The 16,121-nt window shown below is 40.3% G+C and carries 11 protein-coding genes and 2 tRNA genes; 9 read left to right on the top strand and 4 right to left on the bottom strand.

Annotated features, from left to right (window positions below; genetic code table 11):
* Nucleotides 1-2: 2 nt before the first annotated feature.
* The 3 genes from HCU67_RS01430 (at nt 3) to HCU67_RS01420 (ending at nt 3,065) form a co-directional block, all read left to right on the top strand.
* Nucleotides 3-1,700 (top strand): GMC oxidoreductase, encoded by a 1,698-nt coding sequence (locus tag HCU67_RS01430; RefSeq protein WP_168550827.1) that lies wholly within the window; start codon nt 3-5, stop codon nt 1,698-1,700.
* Between the two features lie 3 nt (nt 1,701-1,703).
* Entirely contained in the window at nt 1,704-2,276 is a 573-nt protein-coding gene (locus HCU67_RS01425) for a gluconate 2-dehydrogenase subunit 3 family protein (RefSeq protein ID WP_168550826.1), read from the top strand.
* Between the two features lie 192 nt (nt 2,277-2,468).
* The gene (locus tag HCU67_RS01420; RefSeq protein ID WP_168550825.1) at nt 2,469-3,065 is read left to right on the top strand and encodes a hypothetical protein; all 597 of its coding nucleotides are present in this window, start codon (nt 2,469-2,471) and stop codon (nt 3,063-3,065) included.
* A gap of 252 nt (nt 3,066-3,317) precedes the next feature.
* Here the strand turns inward: HCU67_RS01420 and HCU67_RS01415 are convergent.
* From HCU67_RS01415 to mutS, 3 genes are all read right to left on the bottom strand, one after another.
* Nucleotides 3,318-3,402 (bottom strand) — tRNA-Leu (locus HCU67_RS01415).
* A 44-nt stretch (nt 3,403-3,446) separates the two neighbouring features.
* Nucleotides 3,447-3,519: transfer RNA gene (locus HCU67_RS01410), tRNA-Gly, on the bottom strand.
* Between the two features lie 131 nt (nt 3,520-3,650).
* Complete coding sequence (gene mutS / locus HCU67_RS01405) at nt 3,651-6,233, bottom strand: DNA mismatch repair protein MutS (protein WP_168552023.1); 2,583 nt, start codon at nt 6,231-6,233, stop codon at nt 3,651-3,653.
* Nucleotides 6,234-6,358: 125 nt separating this feature from the next.
* Between mutS and HCU67_RS01400 the strand changes: the two genes are divergently transcribed.
* A complete protein-coding gene (locus tag HCU67_RS01400) occupies nt 6,359-6,889 on the top strand; it encodes an RNA methyltransferase (RefSeq protein WP_168550824.1) in 531 nt (176 codons plus the stop codon).
* Between the two features lie 133 nt (nt 6,890-7,022).
* On the opposite strand, the gene folK is transcribed toward HCU67_RS01400, so the two are convergent.
* The gene (gene folK, locus HCU67_RS01395) at nt 7,023-8,174 is read right to left on the bottom strand and encodes a 2-amino-4-hydroxy-6-hydroxymethyldihydropteridine diphosphokinase (protein WP_168550823.1); all 1,152 of its coding nucleotides are present in this window, start codon (nt 8,172-8,174) and stop codon (nt 7,023-7,025) included.
* A gap of 68 nt (nt 8,175-8,242) precedes the next feature.
* Between folK and sppA the strand changes: the two genes are divergently transcribed.
* From sppA to HCU67_RS01370, 5 genes are all read left to right on the top strand, one after another.
* Complete coding sequence (gene sppA / locus HCU67_RS01390; RefSeq protein WP_168550822.1) at nt 8,243-10,003, top strand: signal peptide peptidase SppA; 1,761 nt, start codon at nt 8,243-8,245, stop codon at nt 10,001-10,003.
* 99 nt (nt 10,004-10,102) lie between these two features.
* On the top strand, nt 10,103-10,810 hold the full coding sequence (locus tag HCU67_RS01385) for a queuosine precursor transporter (RefSeq protein WP_168550821.1): 708 nt from the start codon (nt 10,103-10,105) through the stop codon (nt 10,808-10,810).
* A gap of 36 nt (nt 10,811-10,846) precedes the next feature.
* A complete protein-coding gene (locus tag HCU67_RS01380) occupies nt 10,847-13,555 on the top strand; it encodes an AsmA-like C-terminal region-containing protein (RefSeq protein WP_168550820.1) in 2,709 nt (902 codons plus the stop codon).
* Nucleotides 13,556-13,961: 406 nt separating this feature from the next.
* Nucleotides 13,962-14,450 carry a hypothetical protein gene (locus HCU67_RS01375; RefSeq protein ID WP_168550819.1) on the top strand — a complete coding sequence of 163 codons (489 nt, stop codon included), beginning with the start codon at nt 13,962-13,964 and terminating at the stop codon, nt 14,448-14,450.
* A 3-nt stretch (nt 14,451-14,453) separates the two neighbouring features.
* Complete coding sequence (locus tag HCU67_RS01370) at nt 14,454-16,112, top strand: hypothetical protein (RefSeq protein ID WP_210423597.1); 1,659 nt, start codon at nt 14,454-14,456, stop codon at nt 16,110-16,112.
* Nucleotides 16,113-16,121: the final 9 nt, after the last annotated feature.

Below are 16,121 nucleotides of genomic sequence, written 5' to 3'. Positions count from 1 at the left end.
ACATGAATCTTAATTTAAAGGCCGCTGAAAAGAATACCTATGACGCTATAGTCATTGGTTCAGGAATCAGTGGTGGATGGGCCGCAAAGGAACTTTGCGAAAAAGGATTGAAAACCTTGGTGTTGGAACGTGGAAGAATGGTAGAACATATCAAAGATTACCCTACAGCTACTAAAAATGTTTGGGAACTACCCCACCGCAACCAATTGACCCGAGAACAACAAGAGCAAAACCCAATATTAAGCAGGTGTTATGCTTATCAACCGGCTACCGAACATTTTTTCGTAAAAGACAACGAACATCCCTACATTCAGAAAAAACCCTTTGATTGGATTCGGGGTTATCAGGTTGGAGGTAAATCCTTGCTTTGGGCGAGGTGGACCCAACGTTGGAGTGATTTGGATTTTGAGGCCAACGCCAAAGAGGGTATTGCTGTTGATTGGCCAATCCGATATGAAGATATAGCACCTTGGTACTCTTATGTAGAGCGTTTTGCGGGTATCAGTGGTAACCGTGATGGTTTGCCCCAAATACCTGATGGTGAATTTCTGCCACCAATGGAAATGAATTGTATCGAATCTCATTTTAAGGACCAACTGAAGTCCTTGTATGATGATAGGCATTTGGTCATTTCTAGAACAGCGAATTTGAGCCAACCCCATTTGGGCAGGGGCCAATGCCAACATCGGGACCTTTGCTATCGCGGTTGTCCTTTTGGGGCATATTTCAGTAGTAATTCCTCAACCTTACCTGCGGCTGAAAAAACAGGTAACCTCACCATTCGACCTATGTCGGTGGTGCATTCGATAATCTATGATAAAACAACCCAAAAGGCGAAGGGTGTCAAGGTAATCGACGCCAATACGAAAGAAGAGATGGAGTTCTATTCACGCATTGTCTTCGTTAATGCTGCCACTTTGAATTCCACATTGCTTTTGATGAATTCAAAATCTTCACGTTTTCCAGACGGCTTAGGCAATGATAGCGGAGAGCTTGGACACAACCTTATGGACCACAACTACAATGCTCGCGTTGAAGGAACCTCTTCTGATTTTGAAAATCAGTATTTTTTTGGAAAACGACCAACAGGAACCTATCTCCCCAGGTTCAGAAATTTTGGTAATGACCGACAAACTGACTTTAAACGGGGCTATGCCTATTCGGTTGGGGGAACAAGAAATGTGGGAACTGAAATGAGTGAAACATTGATAGGAGAGGAGTTGAAAACTAATTTAACCTCATTGGGGCCATGGAAAATTCAAATGTCCGGTATGGGGGAATGTCTTCCTTATCATGAGAACAAGGTCAGTCTGAGTAAATCGGAAACTGATGAATGGGGAATGCCATTGCTGGAAATCGATGCAGAATTCAAGACGAACGAGTTGAATATGCAGAAAGATATGGTGGCATCGGCTTTTGAGATGTTGGATAAGGCTGGATTTACCGACCTCGAAGAAATCCCTATGAACAGAAATTTTGGGTTGAACATTCATGAAATGGGCACCGCTCGTATGGGAAGGAACCCTAAAACTTCGGTCTTGAACAAAAACAACCAAGTCTGGGGTTGTGAAAATGTATTCGTGACCGATGGCGCCTGTATGACCTCAAGTGCCTGCCAGAATCCATCGCTTACCTATATGGCAATTACAGCAAGAGCGGCTGATTTTGCAGTACGAGAATTAAAAAAACAAAACCTATAGACCATGCATCGAAAAAGATTTTTACAACAATCGTTATTGGCTATGGGCGGAACTTTGGTCGTTCCGTCGTTGATATTGCAATCGTGTAAGGTTGAACCACGGGTTTGGTCATCATTAACCGACAAGGATATAGGCCTGCTAAATGAAATCGCTGAAACGATTCTACCCAAAACAGCCAACCTGCCGGGGAGTATTGACCTCAATTTAGGCGATTACATTATAGACACGGTGAATGCTTGTTTTATGGAAGAGGATAAAGATGTCTTTCTGACGGGATTGACAACTTTTGAGGAACGCTGCATTGCTGAAAATGGTAAGCCATTTGAACGCCTTTCAGTAGCAGAAAAGAAAAATTTATTGATGGATATTCAAGATGAAGCAATTTCTTTTGCGGAAACCCAAATAGATGTTCCGGAGCCAAAGACCCATTATTTCTCATTGATGAAAAACCTAGTCGTTTCAGGTTATTTCACAAGTGAAACTGTAATGGTTGAGGCTTTTGACTATAGCCCAATTCCGGGTAGATATTCGGGTTGTGTGCCCTGGACGGAATCATCAAAACCTTATAAAGGGTAGAAAGACGATACTATTTAGTGTAAATTTTTGAACCTCAAGACTGTTTAAATCATTTTAAATTATGTTTCTTTCTTGTAATTGAAATTAATTTGAAATTGGAATCAGTTTTGCAGTGCTGTTGATTTTGGGAAGAAGAAAAGATAAAGTAGTTCAAATTCGAGCTGGGAATAGGAAACTTAATTTGGAACAAAAATGGGTAAGAAAAAAGAGAAAAAGAATGATACTCATGATATAAACGTACTTCTTGCGGAGTATTCGCAAGCTTGGAGTCATTATAGACATCTAGAAAATACTAGGATAAGATATATGAACTTTTTCTTTACTGCACTTTTTGCAATAATAGGTTTGTATTCTACCTTACTTAATCTAAAAAAAGTAGAAATAGGTGAACTTCAGGTAATACTTGGTATGATACTTTTACAAATATTTATTCTATTCACCCTTTTCATTTTAATAAATGTAACGCGAATTGGTCGTGTTTTAAAAGGTTACCAAGGGGTTAAAGGAAATTTGAGGCAACTTCTTTTTTCACAATCTTCGGTTCCCAATGGTGTTTCTGTTGGGGAACATATTAAGGGTCCAAAAAGCAGTAAACTTTTTAGTGTACAAAAGTCTTCCAGATTTATGTTGCTTTTGACAATAATTTTTGCTAACGCCTTCAGTATTTTACTTCTATTTACTTCCTATTACGACATTGCCTTGCCGTACCGTATTTTACTTTTATCCTTATTTGCAATCGTTATACTGCTACAAATATTTGTAATTATAATTAAACTAAAGGATAGATAAACCATATTAATCCATAACTGATTAATAAAATAATTATCGCATAAAAAATCCAAGTAGATTTCCTTGATTTTTCTTTAATAGGTACTCGAGGCGGGAATTCACTGCGTAGAGCCCCAGCTCGAACCTGTTGAAAACGAAAAGGTCAATCCTTTTTAGATTGCTTTTAGTTTTTCGAACTTTTCACAAACCAAGTATACAAAGGTCATCAAAACAAAAAGTCACAACCTAAGTTGTGACTTTTGCAATTATTAGTACTCGAGGCGGGACTTGAACCCGCACGGGCAAAATGCCCACAGGATTTTAAGTCCGGCGTGTCTACCAATTCCACCACTCGAGCAACTTTAGGACTTAAATAAAAAAACGCTGCAAGCAGCGTTTTTGAGCGAAAAACGGGATTCGAACCCGCGACCTCCACCTTGGCAAGGTGATGCTCTACCAACTGAGCTATTTTCGCATGATAAAGAACGCACACTTATAAAAGTGCGGATGCAAATTTAAAACATTTATCCAATTTCAAAAGAAATTTCGCTTTGAAATTTAGTATCGATTTTTCCCTCTTCTAAAGGAGAGGGTCAGGGTGAGGGGCTAAGAAGTCGCCTTTTTCTTTTTGCTAAGAAGTCGCTTGATTTCATTGAGCTTCATCAAGGCCTCAACGGGTGTAAGGGTATCAATGTCCAGATGTAAAATCTCTTCCTTGATTTCTTCCAATAGGGGGTCATCCAAATTAAAGAAACTCAACTGCATTTCATTTTGGGCCACCTGCAATTTATCCGTCAATTCTTCACTTGAATGAGACTTTTCAAGCTTCTTAAGAATTTTATTGGCCTTCTGCACCACTTGTTGTGGCATGCCAGCCATTTTTGCAACATGAATTCCAAAACTGTGTTCGCTACCGCCAGGTACCAATTTTCGTAAAAAGAGCACATTGTCTTTCAATTCTTTGACTGACACATTATAGTTTTTAATGCGTTCAAAAGTCGAAGTCATTTCATTGAGTTCATGGTAGTGTGTGGCAAACAAGGTCTTTGCCTTTGATGGGTGTTCATGAAGGTACTCCGCAATGGCCCAAGCGATGGAAATACCGTCATAGGTGCTGGTGCCCCTACCAATTTCATCTAGTAGAACCAAGCTACGTTCTGACAAATTGTTCAGAATCGAAGCCGTTTCGTTCATCTCAACCATAAAGGTCGATTCGCCCATTGAGATGTTATCACTGGCCCCAACCCGAGTAAAGATTTTATCAACCACTCCAATTTTTGCGGATTGTGCCGGAACAAAGCTTCCCATCTGAGCCAATAGTACGATTAAGGCGGTCTGCCTCAAGATTGCTGATTTACCGCTCATATTGGGCCCTGTAATCATGATGATTTGCTGTTCTTCACGATTTAAGAGTACATCGTTGGTGATATAACTTTCACCCAAGGGCAATTGCTTTTCAATAACCGGGTGTCGTCCCTCCTTGATTTCAAGAACCGTGTTGTCATCCATTTCGGGGCGCACATAGTTGTTGCTTTTGGCCAAAATTGCAAAACCACCCAAACAGTCAAGTTGGGCAATCAATTGGGCATTTTGCTGTACGGGTGTAATGTACTCTTGCATCCACACCAACAATTGTTGAAAGAGTTGTTGCTCTAGACTTAAAATGCGCTCTTCAGCCCCTAAGATTTTGCTTTCGTATTCTTTGAGTTCTTCGGTTATATAGCGTTCGGCATTGACCAAGGTCTGTTTGCGAACCCATGTCTCGGGAACTTTGTCTTTATGTGTGTTTCTGACTTCAATGTAATACCCGAAAACATTGTTAGAGGCAATTTTTAAGGAAGTGATACCCGTTGCCTCGGTTTCCCGTTCCAACATTTTATCTAGGTAGTCCTTACTTGAAAAGGCAAGCGCGCGCAACTCATCCAGTTCTTCAGAATAGCCATCTGCAATGGTTTTTCCTTTGCCTATGGTTACCGGTGCCTCTTCAGAAAGTATTTCCATGATCTTGGTTCGAAGCGCATCACAAGAATCCAATTGGTTGCCCAGTTTTTTCAACGAGGGATTGTCCGATTGCACAGTCAGATTTTTCAAGGGGAGCACCGCTTCAAGGGAATTTTTTAGCTGAACGACCTCTTTTGGATTGATTTTTCCTGTCGCCACTTTTGAAATCAAGCGTTCCAAATCACCCATTTGCTTGACCCAATGCCTGATTTTCTTGAGTAGTTCCTCAGCATCAAAAAGATGCGAAACAATGTTCAGACGCTCCTCAATTTGTTCTTTATGTTTTAATGGTAGCGCCAGCCAACGCTTTAGCAAACGACCTCCCATGGGTGAAATGGTCTTGTCAATAACTTCGAGCAGTGTAATGGCATTTAGATTGGTGCTATGGTGCAGCTCCAAATTTCGCATGGTAAAGCGATCCATCCATACATAGTCCTCTTCTGCGATACGTTGCAGTTTATTGATGTGCTGCAATTGCCGATGCTGCGTTTCGGATAGGTAATGCAAAATAGCCCCAGAGGCTATGATGCCTTCCTGCAGGTGCGCAACCCCAAAACCAGTAAGCGAGTTGGTTTTAAAATGGTTGTTCAGGCTTTCGTTGGCATAGTCCTCTTGATAAATCCAATCTTCCAAATAGAAGGTGTGGTGGTGATTTCCGAAACTATCGTTAAATTCAAGCTTATGGTTTTTTGAAACCAGTACCTCGTTGGGCGCAAAATTCTGGAGTAGTTTGTCCACTTGTTCAGGGGTACCCTCTGAGGTCAGAAATTCACCGGTTGAAATATCCAAGAAGGCAACCCCTAATTTCTTCCGACCAAAATGTACCGCCGCTAGAAAGTTGTTGCTTTTGGCGTTTAGAATATCATCATTCAGGGCTACACCTGGTGTAACCAGTTCGGTTACGCCACGTTTGACAATGGTTTTGGTCTGTTTAGGGTCTTCCAATTGGTCGCAAATGGCAACCCGTTGTCCCGCACGAACCAATTTCGGCAAATAGGTATTCAAAGAGTGGTGGGGAAAACCTGCTAATTCGGTTTGGTCACCACCGTTATTTCTGTGCGTAAGAACGATTCCCAAAATTTGTGCGGCCTTGACCGCATCTTCTCCAAAAGTCTCATAAAAGTCACCCACACGAAACAATAACAACGCATCGGGATGCTTTACCTTAATGGCATTGTATTGTTTCATCAAAGGGGTTTCCTTTTTACTTTTTGAACCGGCCAAGAAAAATCGTTTTAATTCTTTCGAATTTATACCTTGCCCCTTAAATTTCGGCCCGATGTTGATATTTACCAACCAAAAGTGGATAAGTTATGCGTAAACTCGCCAATGCCGAATTAAACCGTTTGGATATCCCCTCTTTTAAAGAGGCCAAAAAAACTCCAATTATCATTGTTTTGGATAACATCCGAAGCCTGAATAACATCGGTTCGGTTTTTCGTACCGCGGATGCCTTTCTAATTGAAAAAATCTACCTCTGTGGTATTACCGCAAAACCACCGCATAAAGATATTCATAAGACCGCTTTGGGATCAACGGAAAGTGTCGACTGGGAATATCGTGAAAGCACCTTGGACTTGGTCTTGGAATTACAAAAGCAAGGGGTGAATGTTCAAGCTATTGAACAAGCTGAAGGCGCGCAATTGCTCAATACGTTTGAGGTACATTCAGATCAATCTTATGCCGTTGTTTTCGGTAATGAGGTTAAAGGGGTTGCCCAAGAGGTAGTTTCGGCCTGTAATGGGGTTCTTGAAATTCCGCAATTTGGAACAAAACACTCGTTGAACATCTCCGTAAGTGCAGGGGTGGTGATTTGGGACCTATGGCAAAAACGCACCCTTTAACCAAAACCGGGTCAAACAAAAAAACCTCCGGCGTTGACCAGAGGTTTTATATATAGTTTGAGTTAGTTAGCTTCTCGATTAAAGCTGGTGCAATAAAATAAAACCAATCGTTATATGCAAACATTTTGTGAAATTATGTAAAGAAAATGTTAGCAATAAGTTTCTCTTCCATTATGCCCAACATCGTGTCATAGTCCGCTTGGTTCTCCACAAAATCAAACTGTTCAACATTGATTATTAGTTTATTAGCCTCAGGAATGGTCTTTAGGTAATTCAAATAGGCAGCATTGATTTTTTCGAGATAATCCCGCTCAATATTTTTCTCATAGCTCCGACCCCGTTTAGCGATATTTTCCAACAGTCGGTCCGTATTTTGGTATAAATAGAAATACACCTCAGGCTTCTTTATCTCTTTATGCATTAAATTAAAAAGCTTCCGGTAGAGCTCAAATTCTTCTTGCTGCAAGGTGATTCCACCAAAAATCAAAGATTTGGAAACATCGTAATCACTAATGATAAAATCCTTGAACAAATCAAATTGCGCAATGTCTTCGGTGAATTGCTGGTAGCGATCTGCCAGAAAGGACATTTCCAAAGGAAATGCATAACGCGATTGGTCCTCATAAAACTTTGGTAGGAAGGGGTTGTCCGCAAACCGTTCCAAAATGAGCTTTCCGTTGAGGTCTTCGGCGATTTTTTGTGTCAAACTTGTTTTTCCAGCGCCTATGGTACCCTCAATGGTCAAAAATTGAAAACGGGCAAAGAGCTCTTTTCGGTTGCGAAAGAGTTTTTTGTCCAATTTAGCCAGTTTGGTTTTGTCGCGTGATTCCTGCAATAAGTTTCGAGTATCCTTTTTTGAACCGGGATGGTAAAATTGCGGGGCTATATCGGCCAGTGGTTTTAAGACAAATTTGCGGTCCGGCATATGCGGATGCGGAACAATTAAGTTTTCCTCATCAATGATATATTGGTCATAATAAATGATGTCAATATCGAGGGGTCTTGAAGTGTACTTACCATCTGCAAAACGCTCTCGTCCATGGTCTAACTCAATCTTAAGCAAGAGGTTCAACAGTTGAAAGGGATCCAAGACCGTTTCTAGGCCAACACAGATATTCAAAAAATCATCGCCCTCAAAACCCATGGCAGGGTTTTCATAAATGGGAGAGACCTTGACCACAGCACCAGCATCAGCGTCCAATTCAAAAATGGCCTTTTGCAGGTGCATGAGGCGATTGCCCATGTTACTCCCAAGCGATAGATAAACCAAATGCTTTACTTCCATAAACCAATCGGCAAAATATCAAAACAATACCACTTTGGTTATCTTTGCCCCTTATAAATTATGAACAAATGAAGTTTTTGCGGAATCTATTGGCGGCCATACTGGGTTGCCTTATCGCATTCGGAATTTTAGTGGTGATGTTCTTCATTTTTGCTGCCCTCGTTGGCAGTGCAGGCGACGGAATTACAGTTAAGGAAAATTCAGTATTGGATATTAGTCTCTCTGAACCGATATACGATTATTTGGGTAACAATCCAGAAGACCCTTTTGGTAGCCTCTTTTCTGAAGGCCAAGGTTTGGATGAAATTTTGCACGCTATTACAGTGGCTAAGACAGATCCAAATATTAAGGGTATTCGCCTTGGAACCAGTTTTTCGCTGGCTGGTATGGCACAGACCCAAGAGATTCGTCGGGCCATGGCTGATTTTAAATCAGAAGGTAAGTTCATATTGGCCCATGCCGATTTCTACTCCCAAAAAGACTATTGGTTGGCCAGTATTGCCGATAAGGTATATCTAAATCCACAAGGGGGAATGGATTTTAAGGGATTGGCTTCTGAGGTTCTTTTTTATAAGGATTTACAGGAAAAGACAGGAATCAAAATGGAGGTTATCCGCCATGGAAAATATAAAAGTGCCGTAGAGCCCTTTTTGTCGAATACCATGAGTGATGAAAACCGCCAACAGATTAAGGAATTGATAACGTCAATTTGGGACAGTATGTTGGAAGACATTTCAACATCTCGAAACATTTCAACCGAAAACTTAAATAGCATCGCCGATACCCTTGGGGCCAGATTGCCGGCCTTTGCAGTTGAAAGTGGTTTGATTGACGGCACCTTGTTCCATGATGAGTTTGATGCACAACTACGTGAAAAATTAGGCTTGGGTGAAGATGATAAAATCAACAGTATTTCGCTAGAGGATTATGGTGTTGTGGCCCAAACCAAAGGCAAGCCATCGGGCACCGATAAGATTGCCGTTGTCTATGCCCAGGGCGAGATTCTATATGGTGAAGGCACCAAAGATGTTATTGGTCAAGGCATTATCAATCGAGCATTGAAAAAAGCACGTGAAAATGAAAAAGTAAAGGCCGTAGTACTTCGGGTGGATTCCCCTGGGGGCAGTTCGTTGGTGTCGGATATTATTTGGCGCGAAGTCGAGTTGACGCGCCAGACGAAACCGGTAGTGGTTTCCTTTGGTAATATTGCGGCTTCAGGTGGTTATTATATCGCCGCAGCAGCAGATAGGATAATTGCCGAACCGACTACGATTACGGGTTCCATTGGTGTTTTTGGTACGATACCAAATATCAGTGAACTTTCTGAAGACATCGGTGTCAATGCCGAACAAGTGGGTACCAATGCTAATTCGGTCGATTATTCGTTGTTTGAACCTATGACCGAATCGTTTCGTTCGCAGGTTGAAGAAAGCATTGAAGAGACCTATGATACCTTTGTGAGTTTAGTGGCCCAAGGGCGTCAGAAGACCTTCGAAGAGATAGATGCCATCGCCCAAGGTCGGGTATGGAGTGGGGTGGAAGCCCAAAAAATTGGACTGGTTGATGAGTTGGGCGGATTGGATAAGGCAATTGAGGTCGCCGCTGAACTGGCCGAAATAGAATCATTTGGTATTCGTAAATACCCACGGTACAAATCGGATTTTGAATTGTTGATGGAAGACCTTAGTTCAGCCAAACTAAAATTGGGCAATTCACTCCTTAAGGAAGAAATTGGTGATGAGGCCTACGAAGTGTTGACATCCCTCAAAAAAATGACTGAGAACCAAGGCGTTCAAGCACGAATGCCTTACGAATTGAATATTAAGTAATCGTATTTGTCATTTCGAGCAAAAGCGAGAAATCTTTTCCTTGAAATAAGGGAATCCTCATTGCCTTCGGAATGACAAAATAGGTCGAGACCTTTTTCCATGAACCAAAAAGACCAAAAAACTGCTTTTCGGATTTACCTCTACCTCGGGGCATTGTTTATCACCTCCTTGGTCGTTTCCAACCTTATTTTTCAAAAGTTTTTCTACTGGAAACCCTTTGGTGATGTGACCGTTTTTGGGGCACCCTTGTTTGAGATTTCGGTGGGTATTTTACCCTACCCCATTACCTTTTTGATTACCGATTTGATTTCAGAGATTTTCGGTAAAAAGAAGGCCAATCAAGTGGTTACGGCTGGTATTTTTGCCTCGGTATTTTCCATGGGAATTATTTATTTGGCCAATGTGGCCCCAGCAATAGAAAGCTCGCCCATCGGTGATGAAACTTTTACCCAGGTATTTGGGCTGTCGCCCCTTGGGGTTTTGGCCTCGATGTTGGCATACCTGTTTGCCCAGTATATTGACATTTCCATTTACCATTTCTGGAAACGGGTGACCAAGGGCAAGATGCTGTGGTTGCGTAATAACTTCTCTACCTTCTCTTCACAATTGGTCGATACGGTGACCGTGGTTGGGCTACTCTGCATTTTTGGGGTACTGCCTTGGGACCTATTCTATGGCTTGGTCATCAGTGGCTTTCTTTTTAAGATTTTTATAGCGTTTATCGACACCCCTTTTCTCTATTTGTTCGTATATCTTCTAAGAAAAAGATTTAACCTAAAGTTAGGGGAAGAGATTACGCTGGATTAATGACTTTTCCCTAAGTTTTGTGTCCAAACACATACCATGGCAAAAAAGAAAAAACGCGTCTTAAAAATAGTAGTGATTACCCTTTTGGTTTTAATAGGATTGCTAATCGCGGTACCTTTTTTTCTGGAAGCGAAGATTGCTGACATTATCAAGAACAAGGCAAACCAAAGCATGAATGCCACCCTTGATTTTGAGGATGCCAATCTGAGCCTAATCAAAAGTTTCCCAGATGCTTATGTGGATTTAAAAGGCGTTTCATTGGTCAACAAGGCTCCCTTTGAAGGCGATACGCTGTTTTCAGCTGGAGATATTGAATTGGATATGTCAATCAAAGAGCTCTTTAAATCGGCTGAAGAACCGATAGGTATCAAGAAATTGTTGTTGGACAAGGCCAAGCTGCACATTAAAGTGGATGCCGAGGAGAATGCGAATTACGACATTGCCTTGGAGGAGGAAACAACAGCACCTGCTACAGAAGAAAAAGCTTCCAACTTTATGTTGGATTTACAGGAGTATGCCATCACCAATGCCGAGGTTATCTATGACGATTTTGCCACAGGTATGCACTTGGTCATTTCTGAAATGAACCATTCCGGTTCGGGAGATTTGTCGTTGGCGAATTCACAATTGCAGACCAAAACGGATGCCTTGGTGTCTTTTGAGATGGACAGTACCCAATACCTGAATAAAAACAAGGTGGCACTTGATGCCCTAATCGGCATCGATTTAAACGAAAACAAATATTCCTTTTTAGAAAACAAGGCCTTAGTGAACCAACTGCCTTTGGTGTTTGACGGTTTTGTAAAAGTCAATGAGGAGAACCAAGAAGTGGACATTTCATTCAAAACCCCTTCTTCGGACTTTAAAAACTTTTTGGCCGTGATTCCTGAAGCCTATGCCAGCAATCTTGATGGGGTGACTACTACCGGTAATTTTGAAGTGGATGGGCAGTTTAAAGGAATTGTGGACGATGACCATATTCCCACCTTTAACATCAACATCAATTCAAACAACGCTTCGTTTAAATATGCCGATTTGCCCAAGGCGGTACGCAATGTGTTTATCGATACCCAAATCAACAACGAAACCGGCATCACAGAAGACACTTATGTCAATATTAATCGCCTGAGTTTTCAGATTGATGAGGATAAATTCAACCTAAATGCCAAGATTCGGGAGTTGTTGGGTAACACCAAGGTGAATATGCATGCCGACGGAAAGATAAATTTGGCCAACATTTCAAAGGCCTATCCCATGCCGGCCGATTACGGACTTACAGGACTACTGACTGCGGACGTCACCACCGCCTTTGATATGGCTTCTTTGGAAAACCACCAATACCAAAACACCAAAACCAGTGGTAAGGCGAGTCTAAGCGGGTTTCATTACGAATCGGAAGAGTTGAAAAATCCGGTCGACATACAAGAAGCCGCTTTGACCTTTAATCCGACAACGGTTTCTTTGGATAAATTCAGTGGAAAGACGGGCCAAACTGATTTTGCAGCCACAGGTACTTTGACGAATTTGTTGGGCTATGCCTTTAACGATGAAAATCTGGAAGGCCGGTTTAAGCTGCAGTCCAACACCTTTGCCGTAAATGATTTTATGGTGGAAGAAGCCGTTGATGAGGAGACACTTGAAGAAGATGTGCCAACCCAAACTACGGAGCGGATTAAAATACCCAGTTTCTTGGATGCCACCATTGATGCTTTTGCCAACTCGGTATTGTACGACAACCTAAACCTCAAAAATATAAAAGGGCGTTTGTTGGTCAAGGACGAAACGGCAACTTTAGAAAATCTGAGTTCCGATATTTTTGATGGAAAACTGGCGATGAATGGCACGGTAAGCACCAAAGGTGAAATCTCCACTTTTGATATGGGCCTTGGTATTGAGGGCTTTAAAATCGCAGAATCTTTTCAGGCCTTGGACCTCTTTAAAGTATTGGCCCCTGTCGCGAAGGCTTTTCAGGGCAAGCTGAACTCCGACATTAAACTTTCCGGAAACCTGAAAGATGACATGACCCCAAGTTTGGGCTCCCTTTCTGGGGATTTGTTGGGGCAATTGCTATCGACCAAAGTAGATACCCGAAATGCCCCGGCCCTTGCCGCTTTGGACCAAAAATTCGACTTTATCGATTTTGATAAGCTTGATGTAAGCGATTTAAAAACAGCCCTCTCTTTTAAAGATGGTAAAGTGGCCACCAAACCGATTTCACTCAAATACAAAGACATCGCCATCAACCTATGGGGTACGCATACCTTTGATGCGCAACTGCAATACCAGGCGACGCTTGATGTGCCGGCCAAATATTTGGGTGCTGAGGTGAACAAGCTGATTGCCCAAATTAACGACGATAGTTTAAAAGAGTTGACCATACCGGTCATCGCCAATATTGGCGGTAATTACACCAGCCCCAAGGTCACCACAGATTTAACTTCGGGAGTGTCAAACTTGACCAAACAATTGGTGGAAATTCAAAAACAAAAACTCCTCGACCAGGGCAAGGAAAAGGCCAAAGATTTAATCGGCGGACTATTGGGCGGCGAGAAAACCGACTCCACCCAAACCCAGGGTTCTGGGCTAGCGGATGCCCTTGGTGGTTTGTTGGGAAAAAAGAAAGACAGCACAGCCACTGATTCTACGGAACAAAAAGATGCAGTAAAAGATGCGGCCACTAATATTCTTGGAGGATTGTTAGGGAAGAAGAAAAAGAAGGATTCTACGAAACCGGATTTACCTTAGGGTTTAGGACTGTACTCAAAAACTCGATTCAACGGGTTATCGGAGAATAAAACCAATACTATTTAAACGTCTTTTTGGTTTTTATTCTTTAGAAAAATTGTCTGTTATCTCTCCGTAGATGTTATCACTAAATCATTAGTTGGGACATTTTCAAAATAGAAATGCTAGGGTTAAATGTGTTTCCCATTTTAATACACAATTGTTATATTTAAATAATAGTCAACCACAAGTCTCCCTCGCCCAACTCAAAAACAAAATAGTTTAGTTTAAGTTGTAAGGGAAATTTTCGATTTTGGTTAATACGCTCATAAATCCCCCCGCTCTTTAAAATACCCATATTTGGGTATGGAACACATTTTATTGAAAAAATATATTTACCACTTCAATGTAAGGCAAAAAAGAAAAGATGAATTCTGAAATGCAAACAGCTTTTCAAAAATTGGAAAGTGATAAAAAAATAAAATGGTTGAATAAGGATACGGGCAAGTATTTTTTAATGAATAATGGTAAATTCATTAGTGTTACCTTAGAAACCAATCAAAATAAAGTAGTCAATTTCATTAGACAAACAAATTATAATCACGCCTATGCAAGAACTAAAATAAATCATCTATTCACTGATTTTAATTTTGATTCTACATCTAGACTTGATTTTTTCGATAATTTAAAGAAAGGAGATATTATCAGAATTCTTGAAAATACTGATGATTTGGATCCTGGAGATGATGTGCCGTTACCTTCTTCAACAGAATATTATTCAGTAAATGACGGTGCGATTAGTTGTAACGGTGTAAGTATAGGCGATGAAATAATTGCTAGATTTCATGAGACCGACCCTAATGAATGCATGGGAAGTTCAACAACCCAAATTTATTCAATCTTTGAAATATTATAAATTATGAAAAAGCGAACATTTTTAAAGAATATTATAAGCATTTTCACTTTTATAATGTTATTAATTTCTTGTGGTGCTACCACAGAAATTTCTCATTGGAAAAATGGTCCCTACGAATATGATTCTAGTGTTAAAAATGACAATTTCATTGATGTTTCTGTGAGTCTACTTCCTTTGCCTTCTGAACCGAAAAAAGAAAAAGAAAAGGCCAAAACCTTTTTTGATTTGCGAGATAGTATACCGCATACCTTGTTAAAAGTTCTAGGGGACAACACAAATTCAGCAGCCAAAATAATTGAGTTAATAAAAGAACCTTTAAGTAAAGTCGAGGAACCAAAAAAAAAGACAACCTCTAAAAGTGATATTAACTTAACAAGTTTTAAAGCGCGATTTTTATTTTCAAATATTAAAAAATTCTATACCCATGATAGTCTAATGCATGACAATACTAGATTAGAGTTTTTAAATACCACTTTATGCTTAAATAATAGTAACATAAAGATTTACTCGATTGATCGTATAGAAAATGAACTGGAAACTATAGATTTAGGGACATTAGAAAGGACCAACGAGGTTACGTTTAACAGTAAGATTGCTGCAGAATTAGGCGCTAAAATCAACAATGGAAATTCTTCAAATACAGTTTCAGAATCTACAACGGGCACAAATAATTCTGATACTCAGAATGAATTTGATGCAAGTGAAACGCCAACTTCTAGTGTACTAAGTGGTTCAAATCAAAGCAATAATACAACTCAAACCGATTCAACATCAAATTCCAGCGAAGTGAACCAGGGTGTTTCTGCTGAATTAGGTTACAATAACACAGAAAATATCAAAGAGAATCTGACCTTAAAAAAGAGCACCATTAAAACAAGTTTTTCCTTTACCCCTAAAACAATTACTGTAGCGCAGAGAGGACGCCCTTTGGCAGGTATTACCGATAATGTGGTATTAACGGCCACAATGAAGTTTAAGGAGGGGCAGTCAGCAAATGTCTTTGATTTTTCCAATATGTTCAATGAATACGACCTAAATGAGGCCAATAAAATAGATGTTAAGCGTTACAATGTAGGTTATATACAGTGTAATGAAACAGAAGACATGGAGTTCTCCTTTGATGTTGCATATGACGGAGTGGTTCGTGGTGTGAAGAATCTTGAAATTGGCAATAATATTGGTGAGTTTGATGATCGTGTAAAATTTTATAGAATAGCCGATGATGACATATCACAGCTAGAAGAACCTACAATTTCTAAATATGATTACTGCAAGAAGGTTTTTGAAGTCAAAGCAAATGTAGAAAGTAAGGACTCTATCAAAAATTACATATTAAAAATTGACAGGTACGGCTACCAGGAGAAGGTTTACCTTTTTGAAGATGATGACCCAGTACTTTTCTACGGTTGGTTAAATAGAATATTAGAAAAGCCAACAGTAAAACTGCTCCAAACCAAAAAATTTCGTTTGTATTTTGAGAGTATCGGGAAAGACGAATCTACTGGAAAAAAAAGGAGAATATATTTGACCAAAGAAGCACTATCCAAAAATGAATTAAAAGCTATAAATACTATAAATGCTATTGACCTTATCGAAAAGCCTAAAAAAGAATCACTTAAACCAATAGTTAAAAAACCAGATGATGAAAAAAAGAAGGAATAATAATCGTAG

The organism is Croceivirga thetidis, from assembly GCF_012272815.1.
Taxonomy (GTDB): domain Bacteria; phylum Bacteroidota; class Bacteroidia; order Flavobacteriales; family Flavobacteriaceae; genus Croceivirga; species Croceivirga thetidis.
Note: the sequence above shows the minus strand (reverse complement) of the source record. Positions and strands in the feature narration are given on the sequence as shown.

Excerpts from the sequence above, each read along its gene's own strand:
- HCU67_RS01430 (WP_168550827.1), top strand. The coding sequence starts at position 3 with ATGAATCTTAATTTAAAGGCCGCTGAAAAGAATACCTATGACGCTATA.
- HCU67_RS01425 (WP_168550826.1), top strand. The coding sequence starts at position 1,704 with ATGCATCGAAAAAGATTTTTACAACAATCGTTATTGGCTATGGGCGGA.
- HCU67_RS01420 (WP_168550825.1), top strand. The coding sequence starts at position 2,469 with ATGGGTAAGAAAAAAGAGAAAAAGAATGATACTCATGATATAAACGTA.
- mutS (WP_168552023.1), bottom strand. The coding sequence starts at position 6,233 with ATGAAACAATACAATGCCATTAAGGTAAAGCATCCCGATGCGTTGTTA.
- HCU67_RS01400 (WP_168550824.1), top strand. The coding sequence starts at position 6,359 with ATGCGTAAACTCGCCAATGCCGAATTAAACCGTTTGGATATCCCCTCT.
- folK (WP_168550823.1), bottom strand. The coding sequence starts at position 8,174 with ATGGAAGTAAAGCATTTGGTTTATCTATCGCTTGGGAGTAACATGGGC.
- sppA (WP_168550822.1), top strand. The coding sequence starts at position 8,243 with ATGAAGTTTTTGCGGAATCTATTGGCGGCCATACTGGGTTGCCTTATC.
- HCU67_RS01385 (WP_168550821.1), top strand. The coding sequence starts at position 10,103 with ATGAACCAAAAAGACCAAAAAACTGCTTTTCGGATTTACCTCTACCTC.
- HCU67_RS01380 (WP_168550820.1), top strand. The coding sequence starts at position 10,847 with ATGGCAAAAAAGAAAAAACGCGTCTTAAAAATAGTAGTGATTACCCTT.
- HCU67_RS01375 (WP_168550819.1), top strand. The coding sequence starts at position 13,962 with ATGAATTCTGAAATGCAAACAGCTTTTCAAAAATTGGAAAGTGATAAA.
- HCU67_RS01370 (WP_210423597.1), top strand. The coding sequence starts at position 14,454 with ATGAAAAAGCGAACATTTTTAAAGAATATTATAAGCATTTTCACTTTT.